This is a genomic window from Microbacterium sp. 8M, from assembly GCF_902506375.1.
In the GTDB taxonomy this organism is placed as follows: Bacteria; Actinomycetota; Actinomycetes; order Actinomycetales; family Microbacteriaceae; genus Microbacterium.
The window spans coordinates 1,052,450-1,074,727 of record NZ_LR733284.1 but is presented as its reverse complement, the minus strand read 5'-3'; the positions used below and the strand labels follow the sequence as shown (position 1 = coordinate 1,074,727).

Below are 22,278 nucleotides of genomic sequence, written 5' to 3'. Positions count from 1 at the left end.
CATCTCGGTCATCGACGACGCACCCCTTCGAGATGGAAAACGCCGCTGCGAAGCGCATCGCAGCGGCGTTTTCCGTCTCGTAGACCGGATCCCGACCTGTCGGCGGGATCAGCCCCGCCGCACCGCCTGCCAGAGCGCGCGGCGCTCCGCCTGCTCCACGGGGTCGGGCACGGGCAGCGCCGTCAGCAGCTCCCGCGTGTAGGCGTTCGACGGATCGTTCAGCACCTGGGCGGTCGTCCCCTGCTCCTGGATCCGTCCCCGCTGCAGCACGATGATGCGGTCGGCGACGGCGTCGATGACGGCGAGGTCGTGGCTGATGAACAGCGACGCGAAGCCGAGCTCGGCCTGCAACTGCACGAACAGGTCGAGCACCTTGGCCTGCACCGAGACATCGAGCGCGCTGGTGGGCTCGTCGGCGATGAGCAGCTTCGGATCCAGTGCCAGCGCACGCGCGAGCGAGGCCCGCTGCCGCTGCCCGCCGGAGAGCTCGTGCGGGAAGCGGTCGCCGAAGTTCGCCGGCAGGCGCACCGCGTCGAGCAGCTCGTCCACGCGGGCGCGGGCTGCGGCGACGCTGGAGGCACGGCCGTGCACGATCAGCGGCTCCGCGATGCACTCCGCGATCGACAGCAGCGGGTTGAAGCTCGTCGCCGGATCCTGGAACACGAAGCCGATCTCGGGGCGCAGGGGGGCGAGCTGGCGCTGCTTCACGCCCTTCATCTCCTGGCCCAGCACGGTCAGGGATCCGCCGACGACCGTGGTGAGGCCGACGACCGCGCGCCCGATCGTGGTCTTGCCGGATCCCGACTCGCCCACCAGGCCCACGACCTCGCCGGGACCGACGTGGAAGTCGACCCCCTTCACGGCCACGACGCCGCCACGGCCGAACCGCCCGGGGTAGCCGATCTCGCAGGACCGCGCCACGATGAGGCTGCCCGCGGGCGCCTCGTCGGCGGCCGCCGAGCTCGTCGAAGCGCCCGGCGTCCCTTCGACAGGCTCAGGGCCCGGGGTGAGGGGCTCGGGGATCGAGGCGGCCGCGAGCGCCGACTTGCCCTGGCCGACGTGCGGCACAGCGGCGAGGAGCTCGCGGGTGTAGTCCTGCTGCGGGTTCGCGAAGAGCTCCCGCACGGGCGCCTGCTCGACGATGTCGCCCCGCAGCATCACCACGACGCGGTCGGCGAGGTCGGCGACCACGCCCATGTTGTGCGTGATGAGCACGATCGTCGCGCCGAACTCGTCGCGGCACGCGCGCAGCAGCTCGAGGATCTCGGCCTGCACCGTGACGTCGAGCGCGGTGGTCGGCTCGTCCGCGATGATGAGCCCGGCGTTCAGCACGAGCGCCATCGCGATCACGATGCGCTGCTTCTGCCCGCCGGAGAACTGGTGCGGGTAGTCGTCGACGCGCCTGTTCGGATCCGGGATGCCCACCTTGCGGAGGATCTCGACGGCCTTCGCCTTGGCCTCCTTCTTCGACAGCCGGCCGTCGGCGTGCGCCCGCAGGCCCTCCGCGATCTGCCAGCCCACGGTGTACACGGGATTCAGCGCGGTGGACGGCTCCTGGAACACCATCGCCGCGTCGCGGCCGCGCATGGCCCGCAGCTTGGCGGGCGACGCGTGCACCACGTCGGTCTCGCCGCCGCGGCCGCGCACGATCACCGCACCCGACATGGTGGCCGTCTCGGGCAGCAGGCCGAGCAGCGCGTTGGCTGTGACCGTCTTGCCCGATCCGGACTCCCCGACGATCGCGAGCACCTCGCCCGCGTGCGCCTGGATGTCGATGCCCTTGACCGCGTCGACGGGGTCGCCGTCGGTGGCGAAGCGCACCTTGAGGTTCCGGATCTCCGCCACGTCGGGCAGGCCGGTCGTGTTGATCGTGCCGGTCATGCCGCACCTCCCGCGCGACGGCGGGTGCGCAGTCGCGGATCGCTCAGGTCGTTCAGGCTCTCGCCGACGAGGGTGATGCCGAGCACCACCAGCACGATCGCGAGGCCGGGGAAGATCGACGTCCACCAGATCCCGCTGGTGACGTCGGCGATGGCGCGGTTCAGGTCGTAGCCCCACTCCGCTGCGGAGGTCGCCTCGATGCCGAAGCCGAGGAAGCCGAGACCCGCGAGGGTCAGCAGCGCCTCGGAGGCGTTCAGCGTGATCACGACCGGGAGCGAGCGCGTGGAGTTGCGCAGCACGTGGCGGATCAGGATCCGGCCGGTGGGCACGCCGATCACCTTCGCCGACTCGACGAACGGCTCGGCCCGCACCCGCACCACCTCTGCGCGGATGACGCGGAAGTACTGCGGCACGAACACCACGGTGATCGACAGCGAGGTCGCCATGATGCCCGACCACAGGTTGGACTGGCCGTGGCTGATCACGATCGACATGACGATCGCGAGCAGCAGCGACGGGAACGCGTAGATCGCGTCGGCGATCACGACGAGCGTGCGGTCCAGCCAGCCGCCGAAGTAGCCGGAGAGCAGGCCGAGCGCGATGCCGATGAAGATCGAGCACGCGATCGCGGCGAGGATGACCAGCAGCGCCGTCTGGGATCCCCAGATCACCCGCGAGAACACGTCGAAGCCGCTGACGGTGGTGCCGAGGATGTTGGTGGCGCTCGGCGGCTGCTGCGTGCCGAACTTCACCCCGTTCACCGACTGCTGCGCCCACGAGTAGGGCGCGATGACGGGGGCGAGGATCGCGGTCAGCACGAACACGCCGGTGATGACGAGGCCGACGACGAGCATGCCGCGCTGCAGGCCGACGCTCTGACGCAGATGGGAGACCACGGGGAGCCGCTCGCTCCAGCGCCGCTTGCGCGGAGCCTGGGCGGCGAGCACCGCGGTCTCGGGGGTGGGGAGGTCGCGGTCGACCACGGGCTCGGAGGTGTTGTCGATGGTCATCGTCAGTACCTCACCCTCGGGTCGATCATGGCGGCGACGATGTCGACGATGAAGTTGGTCACCGCGACGATCACCGCGATCATCACGACGATGCCCTGCACCGCCACGAAGTCGCGCGCCTTGAGGTACTCGCTCAGCATGAAGCCGATGCCCTTCCATTCGAAGGTCGTCTCGGTGAGGATCGCGCCGGAGAGCAGCAGGGCGATCTGCAGTCCCATCACGGTGATGATCGGGATGAGGGCGGGCCGGAAGGCGTGCTTGGTGACCAGGCGGTACTCGCTCACGCCGCGGGAGCGCCCCGAGGTCACGTACTGCTGGCCGAGGGTGCCGATCACGTTCGTGCGGATGAGCCGCAGGAAGATGCCGGCGGTGAGCAGGCCGAGCGCGAGGGCGGGCAGGATCGCGTGCCACAGCACGTCGCCGATCGCGGGGCCGTTGCCGAGCCGGATCGCGTCGAGCAGGTAGATCCCGGTGGGGGTGCTCACCCCGCTCATCAGCAGCTCGGTCTGCGTGCCGGCGCGGCCGGAGACGGGCATCCAGCCCAGCCACACCGAGAAGACGAGCTTCAGGAGCAGGCCGACGAAGAAGATCGGAGTGGCGTAGGCGAGGATCGCCATGATCCGCAGCGACGCATCCTGCCACTTGTCGCGGCGGTGCGCGGCCACGAGGCCGAGCGGGATCGAGACCGCGAACGCGACGATGAGCGCGTAGATCGCGAGCTCCAGCGTGGCCGATCCGTAGGTCAGCAGCACCTTGGTGACGGGCTGGCCGTCGGTGATGGTCGTGCCGAAGTCGCCGCGGACGATCTTGCCGAGGTATTCGAAGTACTGGATGAGGACGGGACGGTCGTATCCGGCCTCGTGCACGCGCTGGGCGAGCTGAGCCGCCGGGAGGCGGCCGCCGAGGGCGGCGGTGATGGGATCGCCGGTGATCCGCATCAGGAAGAAGACCATCGTCACGAGGATGAGGACGGTGGGGATGATCAGCACCAGGCGGATCAGGATGTAGCGCCACAGTCCCCCTCCGGAGGACCGGGGACGCGTCGCCACGGGATCTGCGGCGAGGGTGTCAACAGACATGGACAGCCTTTGTGAGGAGGGGTCGAGATCTCCGGACCCGCGGGCCCGGACGAGGACGGGGCACCGTCGCGTGTGCGGCGGTGCCCCGTCTCTGCGGATGCGTTACTTGGTCAGCGGCGCGTAGCGGAACTTGAACGAGGCGTCGAGGGTGGTGCCCTTGACGTCCGTGCCCGTGAACGCGACCTGCTTGCCCTGCAGCAGCGGGAGGGTCGACAGGTCCTTCGCGACCATGTCCTGGATCTGGGCCAGGTCGGCCATGCGCTTGTCCTTGTCGGTCTCGGTCTGCGACTTCACGATCAGGTCGTTGACCGCCATGTTGTCGTAGTGGTTGCCGAGGAAGTTCTTCGTGAGGAAGAACGGCGACAGGTAGTTGTCCGCGTCGGAGTAGTCCGGGAACCAGCCGAGCTGGTACGCCGGGTACACGTCGGCCGTGCGGTCCTTCGAGTACTGCGTCCACTCGGTGCTCTGCAGGTTGACCGTGAACAGGCCGCCCTCCTCGAGCTGAGCCTTGATGGCGGCGTACTCGTCGCCGGAGGACGGGCCGTAGTGCTCGCCGTTGTACTGCAGGTTCAGCGCGACCGGGGTGGTCACGCCGGCGTCGGCGAGGACCTTCTTGGCCTTCTCGAGGGAGGGCTTGCCGTTGCCATCGCCGTACATGGACTTCAGCGGCTGGGTGGCGCCGGCGACGCCCTCCGGCACGAACGAGTACAGCGGGCTGTAGGTGTCCTTGTAGACGTCCTTCGCGATCGCCGCGCGGTCGACCAGGTCGGCTGCGGCCTGGCGCACGGCCTGTGCCTTGGCCGGGTCGGCCTCAGCGGTGGTCGCGCCGTAGGGCATCGTGTTGAAGTTGAACACGATGTAGCGGATCTCGCCACCGGGGCCGTCGACGATCTTGACCTTCTTGTTCTTGCTCAGGTCGTCGGCGTCGGTCGCGGAGAGGCTGCGGAACGCCACGTCGATGTCGCCGTTGCCGATCGCGAGCTTCAGGTTGGAGGCGTCGGCGTAGTACTTCACGTTGACCGCGGAGTTGGCCGGCTTGCCCAGCTCGCCCTGGTAGCCGGCGTACGGCTTGTAGGCGATGAGCTGGTTCTTCTTGTAGTCGGTGATCTCGTACTGGCCGGCGAACGCCTTGCCCTTGATGATCGTGTCGTCGTCGGTCACCTTGTCGGCGGAGAACACCTTCTCGTCGACGATGGGGCCGGCGGGGCTGGACAGGATCTGCGGGAAGATCTGGTCGTTGCCGTTCTTGAGCTTGAACACGACCGTGGTCGGATCCGGCGCCTCGGTGCTGTCGAGGTTGCCGAGCAGCGACGCGGGGCCGTTGGGGTCGTTGATCTTGACCATGCGGTCGAAGGAGAACTTCACGGAGGCCGAGGTGAGCGGGTCGCCGTTGGCGAACTTCAGGCCCTTCTTGAGCTTGACCGTGTACTCGGTCGGCGAGGTGAACTCGGCCGACTCGGCGATGTCGGGGGTGACCTCACCGGTGCCGTACTTGCTGTTCATGAGGAACGGGTAGATCTGGTTCATCACGGCGAAGGATCCGTTGTCGTACGAACCGGCCGGGTCGAGGAACGTGATCTTGTCGGTGGTGCCGACGGTGATCGTGCTGCCGCCGGATCCGCCGGTCGAGCCGCCGCCGCCCGTGCTGCTCGTCGCACAGCCCGCGAGGACGAGGGCGGTGGCTCCGAGCGCTCCGATGGCGAGGCCCAGGCGGCCTCGAGTGCTGTGGAATGACATATACACCTCTGTATCGGTTCCAGGCCGCGCTTGGTCGCGGCCACACATCCATGGCCGTCGGGGTACACGGCGCACGGGACACCCGATTGTAGGCACGACCGCGCGATTCGCGTGAGTTCCGTCGCCGAGACGTGACCTGGGCCGGAGAAGTTCCTGCCGGCGGGCTACTCCGGAGCGTGCGGGAACTGGCGGGCGTAGTCCTCCTTGAGCACCGCGAGATGCAGCCAGGCCTCGGTGTGCGAGACGCTCGGCAGGGCGCGCAGCCGCTCCAGGCCCTCGTGGAGCGCGCCGGGCGACGGCTCCACGAACGTGATCACGGCGTCGAAGCGCCCGATGGTGCGCGCCACGAAATCGACTCCGGGCCAGGAGCGGATCAACGCCAGGGCGCCGTCGTCGTCGCCGCGGAGGTTGACCCCGACGCCCATCGACTGACGCCGATGCGCGGGCCCGCGCGCCTCGACCGCCCCGATCTGGATCACGTGCGCGGCCCGCAGGCGCTGCACCCTGGTGGCGACCGCGCTCGGGGACAGCCGGACGACCTCCCCGAGCGCCCGGAAGCTGGCGCGGCCGTCGGCCTGGAGCTGCTCGATGAGGGCGGCGTCGATCTCGTCGATCGTGATCTGGCCCCGGTAGCTCGAGACGAACGGTCCCTTCACGACCGAGGTGTACACGAGGGTGTTGACGTCGAGCACCTGTGGGATCGACCGCACCGATTCGATGACGGCGTGCAGCTCGGACATCGTGCCCAGGCGCACCTCGGTGACCAGGTCGTGCACGCCGGCGACGGCCGAGACGAACACGGTCTCCTCCATCCCCTGCAGCACGGCGGCCACGTCCCGGATGGCGCCGCTGGTGCGGACGGACACGTGCGCGATGACGTGCTGCCCCAGGAACGACGGATCGACCGCCCCGATGATGCGGATCGTGCGGTCCTCGAGGAGCAGGCGCAGTCGCGCGGCGACCGCGGCCCTCGACTGGCCCAGCTCTGCGGCGAGCGCGCGCACGCTGGCACGGCCGTCCTCGCGCAGCGCGCGGATGAGCTCTGCATCGAAATCAGCGGACGCCATGGGATCTCCCGTTTTTCCTCGTTTGGAATCCGCACGCGTCAAAACCACATCCAGGACCCCTCGCTCATGAGGATATGGGATCCGTATTGCAAGATCCACGATCAAAAGTCCAGTTCATCAACGCTCACACTGAACAAATGACGTTGCAGCCAGGGCTCCGCCGCCCTAGCATCCTTCGCATCCCTGACACCGCAAAGGAGCGGGCATGACCTCCACCCACGCAAAGGCGCGACGCGCCGGCCTCGCCGCCTTCGTCGGCACCACCATCGAGTGGTACGACTTCTACGTCTACGCGACCGCGGCCGCCCTCGTCTTCGGTCCTCTCTTCTTCCCGAGCAAGGATCCCCTCGCGGAGACGTCGGCCGCCTTCGCCACGTTCGCCGTGGCGTTCCTCGTCCGGCCCATCGGCGGCATCCTCTTCGGACACATCGGCGACAAGCTCGGCCGCCGGGTCTCTCTCGTCATCACCCTGCTGCTGATGGGGGTCTCGACGGTCCTGGTCGGCTGCCTGCCCACCTACGAGAACGTCGGCCTGCTCGCGCCGGTGCTGCTGATCCTGCTCCGCGCGCTCCAGGGCCTCGCCGTCGGCGGCGAGTGGGGCGGCGCGGTGCTGATGAGCGTCGAGCACGCCCCCGAGAAGTCCAAGACCTTCTACGGCGGCTTCACCCAGCTCGGCAACCCGGCCGGCGCGCTGCTCGCGTCCGGCATCTTCGCGATCATGTCGCGCGGCGGCGACGACTTCATCCGCAACGGCGGCTGGAGGATCCCGTTCCTGCTCTCGATCGTGCTCATCGCCGTCGGCCTCTGGGTGCGCTACCGCGTCGAGGAGTCCCCCGTCTTCGAGGAGAAGATCGAGGGCCGCAAGCAGTCGATGCCGCTCGCCTTCGCCCTGCGCGCCAACTGGCGTCCGATCCTGCTCGGCATCGGCATCCTGCCGATCTCCACCGGCGGCTACTACCTGGCGACCACCTTCGCCACCGCCTACGCGACGGGTGCGCCGATCGCGATCAGCGAGCAGGTGATCCTCGACGCGATGACCATCGCCTCGTTCGTGGAGTTCCTCGTCACCCTGCCGGTCGCCTGGCTGGGCGACAAGTGGGGCCGCAAGAACGTCATGTACATCGGCCTGATCACCTCGGTGCTCACCTTCACGCCGTTCCTGCTGCTCATGCCCGGCCGCGTCGAGCCGATGATCTTCCTGTTCGCGTCGCTGGTCCGCGTCGCGATGAGCGCGACGTACGCCCCGATCGCGGCGATCCTCGCGCAGATGTTCCGCCCGCAGGCCCGCTACACCTCGATCGCCCTCTCCTACGGCGTCGGCGCCGCGGTCTGGGCCGGCTTCTCGCCGTGGTTCGCGACCCAGCTGATCGCCTGGACGGGGAGCGTCTGGTCCGTCATCGCGATGTTCCTCGGCATGGCCGTGCTCGCCGCGATCTGCACCCGGCTCGCGCCGCAGCACTCCGACGCGGCCCCCGTCACCGAATCCTTCACCCCCCGCACCGACACGACTGCGAACAGGCTGCCATGAGAAAGCTCGTCCCCTTCGACCGGTCCCCGCAGACCGTCCCCCGCCTCGTCCTCGCCCGGGCGATCCACCTCCTCGACGCGGCCTCGACGACCGCGACGGCGATGCTCGTCGCCGAGGGCCGCGTCCTCGCGACGGGCACGCCCGCCGAGTGCGAGGCGGCCGCTGACGCGGCGGGCCTGAGCCCCGTCCGCGTCGACCTCGGCGACGCGACGGTGGTGCCGGGCTTCGTCGACGCGCACGCCCATCCGCTCATGTTCGGGCAGATGATGACGTGGGTGGACTGCGGGCCGGACAGGGCGACGAGCATCCCCGAAATCGTGGCGCTGCTGCAGGAGGCGTCCGCGTCGCTCCCGCCGGGGCGGCCGGTGCGCGGCTACGGCTACGAGCACCGCAACCTCGTGGAGCAGCGCCACCCCACCCGCTTCGAGCTCGACCAGGTCGCGACCGACCGCGAGGTCTACCTCATGAACGCCTCCGGGCACGGCGGCGTCGTGAACTCCTACACGCTCGAGATCAACGGGATCGACCGGGAGACGCCGAATCCGCCGGGCGGAGAGTTCTTCCGCGACGCCGACGGCGAACTGACCGGCGAACTGTCGGACGCGGCCTGCAACATCCTCACCGGCGTGCACGGCGTGAAGGTGGGGCACCACGGGCCGAACTTCCACCTCGGCGACGAGCCGGAGGAGCACCTGCGTCAGCTCGACGCGGCGACCTCGCGCTTCCTCGCCGGGGGCGTGACGACGATCGGCGACGCGCAGGTGAGCCGTCGCGAGTTCGACATGTACCTCCGCCTCGCGCAGGCGGGGCGCCTGCAGCTGCGGGTGTCGATGTACCTGCTCTCGCACCTGCTCGACGAGGCGCTGGAGATGGGGCTCGTCGGGCAGTTCGGCAACGCGCACCTGAGCTTCGCGGGCATCAAGTTCTACGCGGACGGCACCCTGGGCGGGTGGACGGCGTACTTCCCCGACGGCTACGTCGGGGACCCCTGCCGCACCGGCCAGCTGTACCACGAGCCCGCCGAGTACGCGGAGCTCATCCGCCGCGCGCACGCCGCGGGCCTGCAGACCGCGACGCACGCGCAGTCCCCCACGGCGATCGAGATGGTCGTGTCGGCGATCGAGAGCGCCCTCGCGGAGAACCCCGACGACGACGCACGCCACCGCATCGAGCACTGCGGCCTGCCCACCCCCGCGCAGATCGAGCGCATGGCGGCCGCGGGCATCCGCCCGGTGAACCAGCCCCAGCACTACTACAACTGGGGCGAGGGGGTCGAGGAGGCGATCGGCACGCCCGGTGAGCGCTTCAACCCCCTCGGCGAGTTCGAGCGCGCCGGGGTGCCGGTCACGATCTCGTCCGATGCACCCGTCGCCGAGCCGATCCCGCTCGAGGCGATCCAGGCGGCCGTGACCCGGGTGACCCGACGTGGGCACCGACTCGGTCCGGACGACCTGCGCATCTCCGCGCTGTCCGCTCTGCGCGCGCACACGATCGAGGGCGCCGTCTCGCTCGGCCGCGAGGACGACCTCGGCAGCCTCGAGGTCGGCAAGCTCGCCGACTTCGTCGTGCTGGACGACGACGTGCTCGAGGCGGATCCTGAGCGGATCGGATCCATCCGCGTGCTGCAGACCTGGGTGGACGGGGAACCCCGTCACCGTGCCGAGTGAGAGAGGGCAGGAGATGACGACCACGGACGCCTACGCGGACACCACGGGTCGCGCCGTTCTGGAGACGATCCGGAACTACGGCGTCTCGGCCGTGTTCGGGATCCCCGGCACGCACAACCTCGAGTTCTACCGCCCCCTCGCCGACCTCGGCTTCCGCGTCGTGACGAACCGGCACGAACAGGGCTCGGGCTACGGCGCCGACGGCTGGTCCCAGCAGACCGGCCTGCCCGGCGTGGTCATCACGACCTCGGGTCCGGGCCTGCAGAACGCGATGAGCGCGGTCGGCACGGCCTTCTGCGAGTCCCGCCCGATGATCGTGCTCTCGCCCGGGGTCGCCCGCGGCGCCGAGTTCGCCGACGTGGGGACGCTGCACGAGACCAAGGACGCATCGGCCATGGTCGCCGCGATCGCCGAATGGTCGCGGCGCGTCGGCTCCGCCGCGGAGGCGGTCGCCGCCGTGCACGACGCGTTCGCGCTGTTCCGGAGCGGCCGACCGCGCCCCGTGCACATCGAGGTGCCCCTCGACGTGCTCGAGAGTGCGGCCGATGTCCCCGCGGCGGACCGCGCCGCCCGTCCGCTGCCCGCACCGGCCGACGGGGAGGACCCCCTGATCGCCGAGGCGGCCGCCGTGCTCAGGACGGCGCAGCGACCCGTCATCGTGGCCGGTGGCGGTGCCACCCGCGCGAGCGCCGAGCTGACCGCGCTCGCGGAGCGGCTCGGTGCACCGGTGCTGACCACGCTGAACGGCAAGGGCGCGGTCGACGAGCACCATCCGCTTTCGCTCGGGGCGAATCTGCGTCTTGCCGCTGCCCGGGAGGTCGCGGAGGACGCCGACGTGCTCCTCGTGGTGGGATCCAAGCTCGGCGAGGCGGAGCTCTGGGCGCCGCGGCTGGCGGCGAAGGGCGGCGTCGTGCGCGTCGACATCTCCCCCGCCCAGCTCGCCAAGAACCTCGAGCCGCGGATCGGCATCGTGGGCGACGCGGCCGCCGTGCTCGCGCGGATCCGCACCGCGCTGCCGGGCGACGCTGCGGCACCACCGGTCCTCGACACGGCCCGGGAGCGCATCCTCCAGGAGATCCGCGACACCGCGCCGTCGACCGTCGCGCTCGCGGAGACGATCGCCGCCGCCATCCCGGAGGACGCGGTCGTGGCCGGCGACTCCTCGCAGATCGTCTATCTGGCGCTCGCGAACGTGCTGCGTCGCTCCCGTCCGCACGCCCTGCTGTACACCCCCACGTACGCGACGCTGGGGTACGGTCTGCCCGCCGCGATCGGCGCGAAGGTCGCCCTGCCGGACCGCCCGGTGGTCGCCGTCGTCGGCGACGGTGCGCTCATGTTCGCCGTCAACGAGATCGCGACCGCGGTCGAGCAGCGCCTCGACCTGACCATCGTCTGCGTCGACAACGGCGGCTATGCCGAGATCCGGCAGAACGAGCTCGATCGCGGGATGCCGCCCATCGGCGTCGACCTGGTGCAGCCCGATTGGGCCGCCCTCGCCCGTGCCTTCGGCGCGCACGGAGTCCGTGTCGACGACGCCGACGACCTCGTGCCCGCCCTCCGCGCCGCGATCTCGGCCGGGGGCGTGCAGCTCGTGCACGTCGCCCCGGAGACCTCCGACCGACCGAACCCCGAAGACAAGGACTGACCATGACGACTCCGATCGGCCCCGTCGACGCCTCCGTGAACCCGCGGTACTCCGGATTCGCGACGTTCGCGCGCCTGCCTCGTCTGGAGGAGGTCGAGCACGCCGACATCGCCGTGGTCGGCGCGCCCTTCGACTCCGGCGTGAGCTACCGTCCCGGCACGCGGTTCGGACCGTCGCACGTGCGCGAGTCCTCGCGCCTGCTGCGCCCGTACAACCCCGCCCAGGACTTCTCGCCGTTCGCCCGCGCCCAGGTCGTGGACGCCGGGGACATCGCCCTCAATCCGTTCGACATCACGGCGGCGGTGGAGGAGACGGACCGCGCCGCCACCGCCCTCGGCGAGCGCGCGTCCCGCCTCGTCACGATCGGGGGCGATCACACCCTCGCGCTGCCGCTGCTGCGCTCGGTCGCCCGTAAGCACGGTCCGGTCGCGGTGCTGCACTTCGACGCGCACCTCGACACCTGGGACACCTACTTCGGCGCCCCGATCACGCACGGCACGCCCTTCCGCCGCGCGAGCGAGGAGGGCCTCATCGACATGACCGCCAGCTGCCACGTCGGCACGCGCGGCCCGCTCTACGACAAGAGCGACCTCGAGGACGACGCGCGCCTGGGCTTCTCCATCGTCACCAGCGAGGCGATCGAGGAGCACGGCGTCGAGGCCGCGATCGAGCGGATCCTCACCCGCATCGGCGACGCGCCCCTCTACGTGTCGATCGACATCGACGTGCTCGACCCGGCCCACGCGCCGGGCACCGGCACCCCGGAGGCCGGTGGCCTCACCAGCCGGGAGCTGCTGCGGATCCTGCGGAGCCTGCGCGACACGAACATCGTCGGCGCGGACGTCGTCGAGGTCTCCCCCGCCTACGACCACGCGCAGATGACCGGCATCGCCGCGAGCCACGTGGTCTACGAGCTCATCACGCTCCTGGCGATGCAGATCGACCGCGACCGCTGAATCACCGGGCTCGATCAGGCCAGGGCGAAGTGCTCGAGCTCGGCCTGATCGAGCATCCGGGAGCGGGTCAGGAACCTCTTCCCCGTCGGCGACTCGACGCTGAACCCGGATCCGCGTCCGTCCACGACGTCGATCGTGAGGTGCGTGTACTTCCAGTACTCGAACTGCGACTCGGACATGTACACCGGCACGGCGTCGTCCAGTCCGATGTCCAGAGCGCCGAGGAGCACGTCCCCCGGCCCGGTGAGGAACATCCCCACCGGGTAGCACATGGGTGCGGATCCGTCGCAGCAGCCGCCGGACTGGTGGAACATCAGGGGTCCGTGCTGCGCGGTCAGCTCGCGCAGCAGCGCCGCCGCCTCCGCGGTGACGTCGACCCGGTGGAACTCGGGCATCGCCCGCTCCTCTCGTGATTCCGGGCGGGCGCCCTTTCGCAGAGCGCCCGCCCGTTCCCTGGGATCCGGATCAGAAGAAGCCCATCGGCCCCTCGGCGTAGGAGACGAGGAGGTTCTTCGTCTGCTGGTAGTGGTCGAGCATCATCCGGTGGTTCTCGCGTCCGACGCCCGACTGCTTGTAGCCGCCGAACGCCGCGTGCGCCGGGTACTGGTGGTAGGTGTTCGTCCAGACCCGGCCGGCCTCGATCGCCCGGCCCGCGCGGTACGCGGTGTCGCCGATGCGGCTCCACACGCCGGCGCCGAGCCCGTAGAGGGTGTCGTTCGCGATCGAGATGGCGTCGTCGAAGTCGGAGAAGCTCGTCACCGACAGCACCGGGCCGAAGATCTCCTCCTGGAAGATCCGCATGTCGTTGGTGCCCTCGAACACCGTCGGCGCGATGTAGTAGCCCTCGCTGAGGTCGCCGCCCAGGTCGACCCGCTCACCGCCGGTGAGCAGGCGCGCACCGCCCTGCTTGCCGATGTCGATGTAGCTGAGGATCTTCTCGAGCTGATCGTTCGAGGCCTGGGCGCCGATCATGGTGTTCAGGTCGAGCGGGTTGCCCTGCACGACCTTCTTCACCCGCTCCAGGCCGTCGGCGAGGAAGCCGTCGTAGATCGAGCGCTGGATGAGTGCGCGCGAGGGGCAGGTGCAGACCTCGCCCTGGTTCAGCGCGAACATCGTGAAGCCCTCGAGCGCCTTGTCGTAGAACGAGTCCTTCGCGGAGGCGACGTCCTCGAAGAAGACGTTCGGGCTCTTGCCGCCGAGCTCGAGGGTCACCGGGATGAGGTTCTGCGACGCGTACTGCATGATGAGGCGCCCCGTGGTGGTCTCTCCCGTGAAGGCGACCTTGCGGATCCGCTTGTGCTGCGCGAGCGGCGCGCCCGCCTCGATGCCGAAGCCGTTCACGATGTTCACGACGCCGGCCGGCAGCAGGTCGCCGATGATCTCGAACAGGAACAGGATCGACGCAGGGGTCTGCTCCGCCGGCTTGATGACGACGCAGTTGCCCGCGGCGAGTGCGGGAGCGAGCTTCCACGTCGCCATGAGGAGGGGGAAGTTCCACGGGATGATCTGCCCGACCACGCCGAGCGGCTCGTGGAAGTGATAGGCGACGGTGTTGTCGTCGAGCTGGCTGATACCGCCCTCCTGCGCGCGCAGGACGCCCGCGAAGTAGCGGAAGTGGTCGACCGCGAGCGGGATGTCGGCCGCGAGCGTCTCGCGGATCGGCTTGCCGTTCTCCCAGGTCTCGGCGATCGCGATGATCTCGAGGTTCTCCTCGATGCGGTCGGCGATCTTGTTCAGGATGTTCGCGCGCTCGGTCGGACTGGTCTTGCCCCAGCTAGCGAAGGCCTTCCAGGCCACGTCGACGGCACGGTCGATGTCCTCGCTCGTGCCGCGGCCGACCTCGGTGAACGGCTTGCCGTTCACGGGGCTGACGTTCTCGAAGTACTGCCCCTTGACGGGTTCGACGAACTCGCCTCCGATGTAGTGCCCGTAGCGCGGGCGGTAGTTCGCGAGCGCGCCCGGCTGCCCCGGCGCCGCGTAGGCGGTCGACACGCTCTCCTCGATGATGGTCATCGCGTCTCCTTCGACGTACCGCGGCTGCGATGCCGCGCGGGTTGATGTGACTCGAAGGTAGGCGCCCGCCCGTTGCACGCCGGTGCGTCACGTTGCATCGGGTTGCACCGGGCCGCACCCCGGCGGGCGGCGCGCCGCACTCCCGGTCCCAGAGCGAGCGACGCGAGACGAAGGGCGGTCAGACCTGCCCGAGCCGCTCGATCCGGCTCACCAGCCCCGCCCGCTTCGGCGAGCGCGCCGGCAGCAGCTCCAGGCAGAGCCGCAGGATCTCGGTGTCATCGGCGCCCTCGGGGATCTCCGCATAGCTCAGCAGCACGTCGATGCTGGCCTCGGTGCGCATGGTCTCGCGCAGAGTCGAGCGGACCGACTCGCGGTACTCCTCCACCCCCGGGGCCATCGAGTCCGGCAGCACGGGGCCGCGGTAGGCGCTCAGCGCCACACGGTGCGCGCCCCGGTCGAGCAGCGACAGCACGTCCTGCGCGTCGGTCTCCAGCGGCACGGTCAGCCGGTAGGGGCGCGACTCCGGCACGAGTGCGGGCCAGATCCGCTCCAGCACCTTGCGCAGGCGCACCATCTCCGGCCGCAGCGTGTCGGCCGACGAGCCTTCGCCGTACACGAGCTCCGCGAGCCGCTCGGCGGACAGCCCCTGTCGGTGCACGGCGAGCAGCAGCAGGATCTCGGCGTGCCGCGCGCTGAGCTCCACGGACCGCTCGCCGCCGTCGCCGGTCACCTCGAGCCGCGCCCGGTCACGGCCCAGCACCCGCAGCGCCGCCCGGTCCGGGGTCTGCCGTCGCCGCGGGACCGACGCGGGAGCCGCCGGCTCCGCCCTGGCACGCAGCCGGGCGACGAGCAGTTCCGCCTCGACCGCCCGCGCGGTGGCGTCCACGAGCATGCGGGCGTGCGGGCTCGCCGCCTCGGATCCGCCCGTCACGTCGATCACCCCGAGGATGCGGCGGTCCTCGGGGTCGAACACCGGCGCGGCCGTGCACGACCACGGCTGGACGAGCCGGTTGTAGTGCTCGGCCCCGTGGATCTGCACGGAGGCGCCGAGCTCGAGCGCAGTGCCGGGTGCGGAGGTGCCGACCGACCGCTCCGACCAGTTCGCGCCCTCGACGAAGCCCATCTCGCCGGACAGGATCCGCTGGTTCAGGTCTCCCTCCACCCACAGCAGCCGCCCGGCGTGGTCGCCGACGGCGACGATGACGCCCGAGTCCTCCGCGGATCCCGGCAGCAGCAGCGCGCGGATCGTGTCCATCGCGCCCGCGAGCGGGTGCGCCAGCCGGTACGCGTCGAGCGCCTCCTGCGTGAAGTCGAGCGGAGGCAGGCCTTCGGCTCCGACGCGCTGCCGCCACGAGCGCTCCCACGACTCGCGCACGAGCGACCGCACGCTCTGCAGCCGGCTGTCGTCGATGTTGCCGGCCACGAGCTCCTCGTGGGCGCGCTCGATGAGCAGGCGCGACGCAGCCGGGGAGGGTTCCCGGGAGGACTGCCAGGGCGAGGACACGAGGCCTCCGATCGTCGGCGACGGAGTGGATCCAGTGTACGGCGACCGGATCGGGCTGTCGCCGTACCGCGGGCAGGGGCAGCGGGAGCTCAGCCCCGCGCCTCCAGAGGTACGCGCCCCGCGCCGCGGCGCCGCGCTCCTCTGGCCGCGTCAGGCCGGAGCCTCGTGCTCGTCGACGGTGCGCGCGTCGGTCAGGCTGAAGGCGCCGATGCCCGCGATGATCCCGACCGCCACCGCGAGCACCGCGAACACGACCTGCTCTCCGTGGAAGAAGGATGCCACGAGCGCAGGACCCCACGCGCCCACGGGAAGAATCACCGTGACGAGCGCGGCGATGAGCGTGCCGACGACGGCGGTGCCGATGCTGGCGCCGAGCTCCTGCGCGGTGTCGTTCATCGCCGCACCCATAGAGGTGCGGTTCTCCGGCATCGCGCCGACGAGCGCGACCGCGCAGATCGTCATGACCGTGCGCAGGCCTGCGGTCATCACCACCATCGCGAGCGCGATCGCGAGGTAGGCCTGCTCGACCGCCCAGGCCATCAGGCCGAGTCCCGTGGCGAGCATCCCCGCGCCGATGAGGCACGCGACACGGTGCCCGAATCTGCGGACCAGCCACTCGGTGAGGGGCGTGGCGAGGATCATCGTCGCGATGAGCGGCAGATTGGCGAGGCCCGCCTGGAGTGGAGACCAGCCCCACGCGTACTGGAAATGCAGGATCAGCGCGAACATCACGCCTGCCATCGCGACGGAGGTGCCGATCTGGGCGATGGCAGCTCCGCGCACGGTCCCGCTGCGGAACAGGGACAGATCGAGCATCGGCGCGGCCGCCCGCCATTCCCGGAGGACGAAGAGCATGAGCGCGATGACGGCGCCGACACCCACCGCCAGGGTGATCGGAGAGGTCCAGCCGTTCTGGATGCCGCTCGTGAGGAGGTAGCAGGCGAGGCCGATCGTGAGGATGCTGAGGGCCGCACCGGGCAGATCCAGCCGGTCCTTGGTGAGGCCGTCCGGCGCGTCGGCGGGCACGCCGAAGTGCACGCCCGCGGCGGCGATGAGCGCGATGGGCGCGTTCACGAGCAGCAGCCATTGCCAGGGCAGGTGGGCGAGCATGGTTCCGCCCAGGAGCGGACCCAGGACGAGGCCCGACATCCCGACGACCATCATGAGCGTGATGGCCCGCATCCGCAGCTTCTCGTCGTCGAACAGGCGGAAGACCAGGGAGTTGGTGATGGGGGCCATCGCGGCGGCGGCGATGCCGAGCAGAGCACGCAGCGCGATCAGCTCGCCGGTGTTGCCGACGAGCAGCACCGCGAGGCTGATCAGCCCGAACAGGCCCAGGCCGATCTGCAGCACACGTCGGCGGCCGAATCGGTCGGCGATCGACCCGGCCGTCAGCAGCAGGCCGCCGAAGGTGAGCGAGTACGCCCCGGTGATCCACTGCAGTGACGTCGTGTCACCGCCCAGCTCCCGTCCGATCGTCGGCAGCGCGATCGACAGCAGCGTGTTGTCGACCATCTCGACGAAGAAGGCGAGACAGAGCGCGGCGAGCGGGATCCAGGCAGCCCGCAGGGAGGAGTAGGTGCGTGAGGGGGCGAGAACGGGTGTGCCGGTCATGGTGATTCCTCTGGTCGACGAGCGAATCGAACAACGTTCGATGATCGAACGCCGTTCGATAGAATAGAACGATGTTCGATGATGCGCAAGCGCCTCCGCCCGCGGCCCGATTCGCATGGTGGGATGGAGCCATGGCAACCACACCGCAGCGGAGCGACGAGCCCTCGAGGTCACGCGGTCCGCGGGGCCGCTCTCGCGCCTCCCACTCGCTCGAGTCCGTCCTCGCCGGCGCGGTGGAGATCCTCGACGAATCGGGCGCGCAGGGCCTGACGATCCGCGCCCTGGCCGCCCGGCTCGGCGGCGGGGTCGCGAGCGTGTACTGGTACGTGTCGGGGCGCGACGAGCTGCTCGATCTCGCCGCCGACTCCGTGCTCGGCGGCGTGCTCGAGGCGACCGCGGACGTGGGCGGCCCGGATCCGATCGAGGACATCCGCACGATCGCGCTCGCCATGTTCGATGCGATCGTCGACCGCCCCTGGCTCGGTGCGTACGCGCTGCGAGACACGGCGAGCCAGATCCATTCGCTGCGGCTCTACGAGCGGATCGGCGAGCACGTGATGCGGCTCGACCTCACCGCGCGCCAGACCTTCCACGCGACCTCGGCCGTGGTGGGCTATGTGATCGGCACAGCCGCGGATCTCGGCCAGGAGCCGCCGGCCGCTGTCGTGTCGGGCGAGGTGAGCCGTGAGCAGTACATGGCCGCGGCCGCCGAGCAGTGGCGCGCGCTCGACGCGGCCGAGTACCCCTTCATCCATCACATCGTCGACGAGTTCGACGGTCACGACGACCGCGACCAGTTCCTCGGCGGGCTCGACCTGCTGCTCGCCGGACTCCGCCTGCAGGCAGGGCGCTAGACACGCCGTCTCCCGGTCTCAGCCGCGCGCGGCCCACCAGTCGCGCAGGCGCTGCTCGGCGGCCTCACGTCCGATGACGCCCTCGTCGAGGCGCAGCTCGAGCAGGAACCGGTACGCCTCGCCGACCTCGCGCCCGGGCGTGATGCCGAGGATCCGCTGCACGTCGTTGCCGTCGAGCTCCGGACGGATCGCGTCGATCTCCTCCTGCTCGCGCAGGGCGGTGATGCGCTGCTCGATGTCGTCGTACGCCGCGGCGAGCCGGGCTGCCTTGCGCTTGTTGCGCGTGGTGACGTCGGCACGGGTGAGGATGTGCAGGCGCTCGAGCTGGTCGCCGGCGTCGCGCACGTAGCGGCGCACGGCGGAGTCCGTCCACGCTCCCTCCGCATAGCCGAAGAAGCGCAGGTGCAGCTCGATGAGCTTCGCCACGGCGTCGGTGGTCTCCTTGTCGAACCGCAGGGCCTGCAGTCGCTTGCGGGCGAGGCGGGATCCGACCACGTCGTGGTGGTGGAAGCTCACCGCACCCCCGGGCTCGAGCTTGCGGGTGCGCGGCTTGCCGATGTCGTGCAGCAGCACCGCGAGGCGCAGGACCGCGTCGGCCGGCTCACCGGGATGCCGCGCGTGCTCCAGGGCGATGGCCTGCTCCAGCGCGGTAAGCGAGTGCTCGTAGACGTCCTTGTGGTGATGGTGCTCGTCGATCTCGAGCTTCAGCGCGCTCACCTCGGGCAGGAACTCGTCGATGAGCCCGGTGTCGACCAGCACGCGGATGCCGCGCACCGGGTCGTCCGACTGGAGCAGGCGGATGAGCTCGGCCTGGATCCGCTCGGGGCTCACGATCGACAGGGTCTGCCGCAGCTCGGCGATCGCGGCGAGGGTTCGCTCCTCGATCCCGAAGCCCAGCTGCGCGCTGAACCGGGCCGCCCGCAGCATGCGCAGCGGGTCGTCGCCGAAGCTCACGTGCGGATCGGTCGGGGTGCGCAGGAGCCCGGCGAGCAGATCCTCCACGCCTCCGGTCGGATCCACGAGCTTCTGCTGTGGAACCAGGAACGCCATCGCGTTCACGCTGAAATCGCGGCGCACCAGGTCGCCGTCGATGTCGTCGCCGAAGGAGACCACGGGCTTGCGGGTCATGCCGTCGTACGCGTCGGCACGGTAGGTCGTGATCTCGACCTGCTCGCCCTGCACCCGGGCGCCGATCGTGCCGAACTCGCGCCCGATGTCCCAGTGCGCGGTCGAGATCGGCATGACGATGCGCAGGATGTCGTCGGGGCGGGCGTTCGTGGTGAAGTCGAGGTCGTGCGTGGCGCGGCCGAGCAGCGCGTCGCGCACCGGACCGCCGACCACCGCGAGGTCGAACCCCGCATCGGCGAAGGCGTCGGCCAGGATCCGGACGACCGGATCCTCGGCGAGGGCGCCCAGGCGCGCAAGGGAATCGGCCATGTTGAGCATGGGTTCCAGGGTACCGGGGCGTCCGGGCCCGCGTCGGGGCGGGGGCACCGGCGGAGGCCGCCCGAGAGTCAGAAGGTCGGGCCGCTCGAAGGCGGGAAGGGCGTCCCGCCGACATCGCGGATGGCCTGCTGCTCGGCCTTGGCGTGGCCGATGATCAGAGCACTCAGGCAGAGCCCGCTGAGCAGGGCCACAGCGAGGATGATCCACAGACCGAACTGCGGATCCACCAGCTTCAGCACGTACACGACCACGATCGCGCCGAGCAGCACGGGTCCCTCGACGCACGCGAAGGCGAGGAACATCCGAGCCCGCCGGCGCGCGAAGTCGGCGGAGATGCGACGCACCTGCGCCTCGGTCGAGTAGTCGGTGGGATCCGTCATGTCCCCGACCCTATCGAGGGGCCGCAGATGGTTCTGCGTGATCCCGCCGGCACTCCGACGATCCGGGCGGCTGCGCGGGTCGCCCTTCGGCGCCTCAGTAGGATCGCGGCATGGCCAGACGACAGAGCTCCCCTGGACCCGGCGACGTGAACGGCAGCGATGCACCGAAGACCGAGGGGCGCTCCCGTCGCGACTTCCTCCGCATCGGCGGGCTGACGGCCGCCGGCGCGGTCGTGGGCGGTGGGGCCGGGGCGGCGGCCGGCTACGCGCTGGGCCAGCGCACCGGGTTCGCCGAGGCGCTGGAGGACTACGGCGCGCTCGCACCGCGGCACGCTCCGGGCTTCGACCACATCGTGGTGGTGATGGGCGAGAACCGCTCCTTCGACAACCTGCTCGGCTACCTGTACACCAAGGAGAACCTGCCCGAGGGCAAGGAGTTCGAGGGACTCGACTTCGGCGAGTACTACAACGAGCTCGACGGCGTGCGCTACGACGCCCATGTCTACGACGGGCCGACGGACCAGATCATGACGTGGCCGGATCCGGATCCGGGCGAGATGTATCCGCACGTCAACACGCAGCTGTACAACACGATCAACCCGGCCGAGAACGCGTTCCTCTACGAGGGCGGCTTCCACCCGCCGTACAACCACCCGGGACCGGGCGAGGAGCCGACCATGAGCGGCTTCGTCACGGACTACCAGGTGAACCTCATGCGCCTCAAGCACGGCATCGAGCCCACCGACGCCGAGCGCAAGCGCATCATGGGCTCCTTCTCGCCGGAGATGCTGCCCACCGTGTCGACCCTGGCGCGCGAGTTCGCCGTGTTCGACCACTGGTTCTGCGCGGTGCCGTCGCAGACGTTCTGCAACCGCACCTTCTTCAACGCGTCGACCTCGCACGGCTTCGTCACCAACCACGAGGGCGGCGACTACGACAAGTGGCTGAACGCGCCGAAGGCGCCCACGATCTTCAACCGCCTGGAAGAGGCCGGCCTGACCTGGAAGGTCTACTTCGACGAGCTGCAGATGGTCTCGTTCACAGGGGTGCTGCACGCGCCGGTGCTGGAGAAGTTCTGGCGCACCGAGCACTTCGGCACCATGGACGACTTCTACGCCGACGTCGAGCACGGCGAACTGCCCGCATACGCGTTCATCGAGCCGCGCATGATCTACAACCACAACGACTTCCACCCGCCGTTCGGGGCGCGCCGGGAGAGCGACGTGGACGGATCCGACATCATCAACAGCGCGTTCTCGGACGTTCGCGCCGGCGACGACCTCATCCACGACATCTACGACGCGATCCGCACCAGCAAGTCGACGAAGGGATCCAATGCGATCAACACGCTACTGCTGATCACCTTCGACGAGCACGGGGGCACCTACGACCACGTCGTCCCGCCGAAGGCTTCGCCGCCCGATGACTCCGGCGCCGGTGAGATGGGGTTCGAGTTCGACCGGCTCGGCTGCCGTGTGCCGGCGATCGCCGTCTCGGCCTACACGCGCAAGGGCACGATCGTCAACGATGAGATGCATCACGGATCCGTGATCGCGACGCTCACCCGGCTGCACGGGCTCAAGCCGCTCACCCGCCGCGACGCGACCGCGAACGACCTGTTCCAGATCATCAACCTGGACAAGCCGCGGCACCCGGCCGATTGGCCGGTGACGACCTCGCTGTACACGCCGCCGAACCCGGAGGCGAAGCCGCCGCATCCCGCGCACGCGCACGCGAACAAGCCGCTGACCCCGCCCGCGCAGGGGCTGCTCGGCCTGCTGCTGGCGCGCTACGGGCTCCCGGAGGACAAGCAGCCGCAGACGTTCATGGACGCGTACAACCTGCTGCACAAGCACGGCAAAGGCCTGTTCGGCCCGCCCGACGAGGACTGACGCCG

17 protein-coding genes are annotated in these 22,278 nt (G+C 70.0%); 6 read left to right on the top strand and 11 right to left on the bottom strand.

The genetic code is table 11. The features are described 5' to 3' along the window. Positions 1–108 precede the first annotated feature (108 nt). The 5 genes from AERO9AM_RS05070 to AERO9AM_RS05050 form a co-directional block, all read right to left on the bottom strand. Positions 109–1,881: a dipeptide ABC transporter ATP-binding protein gene (locus tag AERO9AM_RS05070; protein WP_236602487.1), complete on the bottom strand. Its 1,773-nt coding sequence runs from the start codon at positions 1,879–1,881 to the stop codon at positions 109–111. Then, positions 1,878–2,891 carry an ABC transporter permease gene (locus AERO9AM_RS05065; protein ID WP_159575168.1) on the bottom strand — a complete coding sequence of 338 codons (1,014 nt, stop codon included), beginning with the start codon at positions 2,889–2,891 and terminating at the stop codon, positions 1,878–1,880. The genes AERO9AM_RS05070 and AERO9AM_RS05065 overlap by 4 nt, the downstream gene beginning before the upstream one ends. A gap of 2 nt (positions 2,892–2,893) precedes the next feature. After that, on the bottom strand, positions 2,894–3,970 hold the full coding sequence (locus tag AERO9AM_RS05060) for an ABC transporter permease (protein WP_159575167.1): 1,077 nt from the start codon (positions 3,968–3,970) through the stop codon (positions 2,894–2,896). A gap of 102 nt (positions 3,971–4,072) precedes the next feature. Continuing rightward, positions 4,073–5,707 carry an ABC transporter substrate-binding protein gene (locus tag AERO9AM_RS05055; RefSeq protein WP_159575166.1) on the bottom strand — a complete coding sequence of 545 codons (1,635 nt, stop codon included), beginning with the start codon at positions 5,705–5,707 and terminating at the stop codon, positions 4,073–4,075. Between the two features lie 164 nt (positions 5,708–5,871). Beyond that, positions 5,872–6,774 (bottom strand): Lrp/AsnC family transcriptional regulator, encoded by a 903-nt coding sequence (locus tag AERO9AM_RS05050; RefSeq protein WP_159575165.1) that lies wholly within the window; start codon positions 6,772–6,774, stop codon positions 5,872–5,874. 205 nt (positions 6,775–6,979) lie between these two features. Here AERO9AM_RS05050 and AERO9AM_RS05045 point away from each other — a divergent pair, with 205 nt between their 5' ends. Genes AERO9AM_RS05045 through speB form a run of 4 tightly spaced genes read left to right on the top strand, consistent with a single transcriptional unit; the run spans position 6,980 to position 12,570 of the window. Then, positions 6,980–8,302 carry an MFS transporter gene (locus tag AERO9AM_RS05045; protein ID WP_159575164.1) on the top strand — a complete coding sequence of 441 codons (1,323 nt, stop codon included), beginning with the start codon at positions 6,980–6,982 and terminating at the stop codon, positions 8,300–8,302. Further along, positions 8,299–9,969 (top strand): amidohydrolase, encoded by a 1,671-nt coding sequence (locus AERO9AM_RS05040; protein ID WP_159575163.1) that lies wholly within the window; start codon positions 8,299–8,301, stop codon positions 9,967–9,969. The genes AERO9AM_RS05045 and AERO9AM_RS05040 overlap by 4 nt, the downstream gene beginning before the upstream one ends. 13 nt (positions 9,970–9,982) lie before the next feature. Continuing rightward, positions 9,983–11,614 (top strand): thiamine pyrophosphate-binding protein, encoded by a 1,632-nt coding sequence (locus AERO9AM_RS05035; RefSeq protein ID WP_159575162.1) that lies wholly within the window; start codon positions 9,983–9,985, stop codon positions 11,612–11,614. Positions 11,615–11,616: 2 nt separating this feature from the next. Next, positions 11,617–12,570: an agmatinase gene (speB, locus tag AERO9AM_RS05030; RefSeq protein WP_159575161.1), complete on the top strand. Its 954-nt coding sequence runs from the start codon at positions 11,617–11,619 to the stop codon at positions 12,568–12,570. Between the two features lie 14 nt (positions 12,571–12,584). Here the strand turns inward: speB and AERO9AM_RS05025 are convergent, their stop codons facing one another. The 4 genes from AERO9AM_RS05025 to AERO9AM_RS05010 form a co-directional block, all read right to left on the bottom strand. Continuing rightward, positions 12,585–12,965, bottom strand: coding sequence for a DUF779 domain-containing protein (locus tag AERO9AM_RS05025; protein WP_159575160.1), 381 nt, complete (start codon positions 12,963–12,965; stop codon positions 12,585–12,587). A 70-nt stretch (positions 12,966–13,035) separates the two neighbouring features. Beyond that, entirely contained in the window at positions 13,036–14,583 is a 1,548-nt protein-coding gene (gene exaC, locus AERO9AM_RS05020) for an acetaldehyde dehydrogenase ExaC (protein ID WP_159575159.1), read from the bottom strand. Positions 14,584–14,761: 178 nt separating this feature from the next. After that, on the bottom strand, positions 14,762–16,087 hold the full coding sequence (locus tag AERO9AM_RS05015) for a helix-turn-helix domain-containing protein (RefSeq protein WP_159575158.1): 1,326 nt from the start codon (positions 16,085–16,087) through the stop codon (positions 14,762–14,764). 150 nt (positions 16,088–16,237) lie between these two features. Then, positions 16,238–17,701 carry an MFS transporter gene (locus AERO9AM_RS05010; RefSeq protein WP_159575157.1) on the bottom strand — a complete coding sequence of 488 codons (1,464 nt, stop codon included), beginning with the start codon at positions 17,699–17,701 and terminating at the stop codon, positions 16,238–16,240. A 131-nt stretch (positions 17,702–17,832) separates the two neighbouring features. Here AERO9AM_RS05010 and AERO9AM_RS05005 point away from each other — a divergent pair, with 131 nt between their 5' ends. Next, positions 17,833–18,555 carry a TetR/AcrR family transcriptional regulator gene (locus tag AERO9AM_RS05005; RefSeq protein WP_159575156.1) on the top strand — a complete coding sequence of 241 codons (723 nt, stop codon included), beginning with the start codon at positions 17,833–17,835 and terminating at the stop codon, positions 18,553–18,555. Positions 18,556–18,573: 18 nt separating this feature from the next. On the opposite strand, the gene AERO9AM_RS05000 is transcribed toward AERO9AM_RS05005, so the two are convergent. Both AERO9AM_RS05000 and AERO9AM_RS04995 read right to left on the bottom strand, forming a co-directional pair. After that, the gene (locus AERO9AM_RS05000; protein ID WP_159575155.1) at positions 18,574–20,001 is read right to left on the bottom strand and encodes a CCA tRNA nucleotidyltransferase; all 1,428 of its coding nucleotides are present in this window, start codon (positions 19,999–20,001) and stop codon (positions 18,574–18,576) included. Positions 20,002–20,069: 68 nt separating this feature from the next. Continuing rightward, positions 20,070–20,381 (bottom strand): hypothetical protein, encoded by a 312-nt coding sequence (locus tag AERO9AM_RS04995; RefSeq protein WP_159575154.1) that lies wholly within the window; start codon positions 20,379–20,381, stop codon positions 20,070–20,072. Positions 20,382–20,491: 110 nt separating this feature from the next. On the opposite strand from AERO9AM_RS04995, the gene AERO9AM_RS04990 reads away from it, so the two are divergent. Next, positions 20,492–22,273 carry an alkaline phosphatase family protein gene (locus AERO9AM_RS04990; RefSeq protein WP_159575153.1) on the top strand — a complete coding sequence of 594 codons (1,782 nt, stop codon included), beginning with the start codon at positions 20,492–20,494 and terminating at the stop codon, positions 22,271–22,273. Positions 22,274–22,278 lie beyond the last annotated feature (5 nt).

What these genes read in the sequence shown, in the direction of transcription:
- AERO9AM_RS05070 (WP_236602487.1), bottom strand. Translation starts at nt 1,881, where the DNA reads ATGACCGGCACGATCAACACGACCGGCCTGCCCGACGTGGCGGAGATC.
- AERO9AM_RS05065 (WP_159575168.1), bottom strand. Translation starts at nt 2,891, where the DNA reads ATGACCATCGACAACACCTCCGAGCCCGTGGTCGACCGCGACCTCCCC.
- AERO9AM_RS05060 (WP_159575167.1), bottom strand. Translation starts at nt 3,970, where the DNA reads ATGTCTGTTGACACCCTCGCCGCAGATCCCGTGGCGACGCGTCCCCGG.
- AERO9AM_RS05055 (WP_159575166.1), bottom strand. Translation starts at nt 5,707, where the DNA reads ATGTCATTCCACAGCACTCGAGGCCGCCTGGGCCTCGCCATCGGAGCG.
- AERO9AM_RS05050 (WP_159575165.1), bottom strand. Translation starts at nt 6,774, where the DNA reads ATGGCGTCCGCTGATTTCGATGCAGAGCTCATCCGCGCGCTGCGCGAG.
- AERO9AM_RS05045 (WP_159575164.1), top strand. Translation starts at nt 6,980, where the DNA reads ATGACCTCCACCCACGCAAAGGCGCGACGCGCCGGCCTCGCCGCCTTC.
- AERO9AM_RS05040 (WP_159575163.1), top strand. Translation starts at nt 8,299, where the DNA reads ATGAGAAAGCTCGTCCCCTTCGACCGGTCCCCGCAGACCGTCCCCCGC.
- AERO9AM_RS05035 (WP_159575162.1), top strand. Translation starts at nt 9,983, where the DNA reads ATGACGACCACGGACGCCTACGCGGACACCACGGGTCGCGCCGTTCTG.
- speB (WP_159575161.1), top strand. Translation starts at nt 11,617, where the DNA reads ATGACGACTCCGATCGGCCCCGTCGACGCCTCCGTGAACCCGCGGTAC.
- AERO9AM_RS05025 (WP_159575160.1), bottom strand. Translation starts at nt 12,965, where the DNA reads ATGCCCGAGTTCCACCGGGTCGACGTCACCGCGGAGGCGGCGGCGCTG.
- exaC (WP_159575159.1), bottom strand. Translation starts at nt 14,583, where the DNA reads ATGACCATCATCGAGGAGAGCGTGTCGACCGCCTACGCGGCGCCGGGG.
- AERO9AM_RS05010 (WP_159575157.1), bottom strand. Translation starts at nt 17,701, where the DNA reads ATGACCGGCACACCCGTTCTCGCCCCCTCACGCACCTACTCCTCCCTG.
- AERO9AM_RS05005 (WP_159575156.1), top strand. Translation starts at nt 17,833, where the DNA reads ATGGCAACCACACCGCAGCGGAGCGACGAGCCCTCGAGGTCACGCGGT.
- AERO9AM_RS05000 (WP_159575155.1), bottom strand. Translation starts at nt 20,001, where the DNA reads ATGCTCAACATGGCCGATTCCCTTGCGCGCCTGGGCGCCCTCGCCGAG.
- AERO9AM_RS04995 (WP_159575154.1), bottom strand. Translation starts at nt 20,381, where the DNA reads ATGACGGATCCCACCGACTACTCGACCGAGGCGCAGGTGCGTCGCATC.
- AERO9AM_RS04990 (WP_159575153.1), top strand. Translation starts at nt 20,492, where the DNA reads ATGGCCAGACGACAGAGCTCCCCTGGACCCGGCGACGTGAACGGCAGC.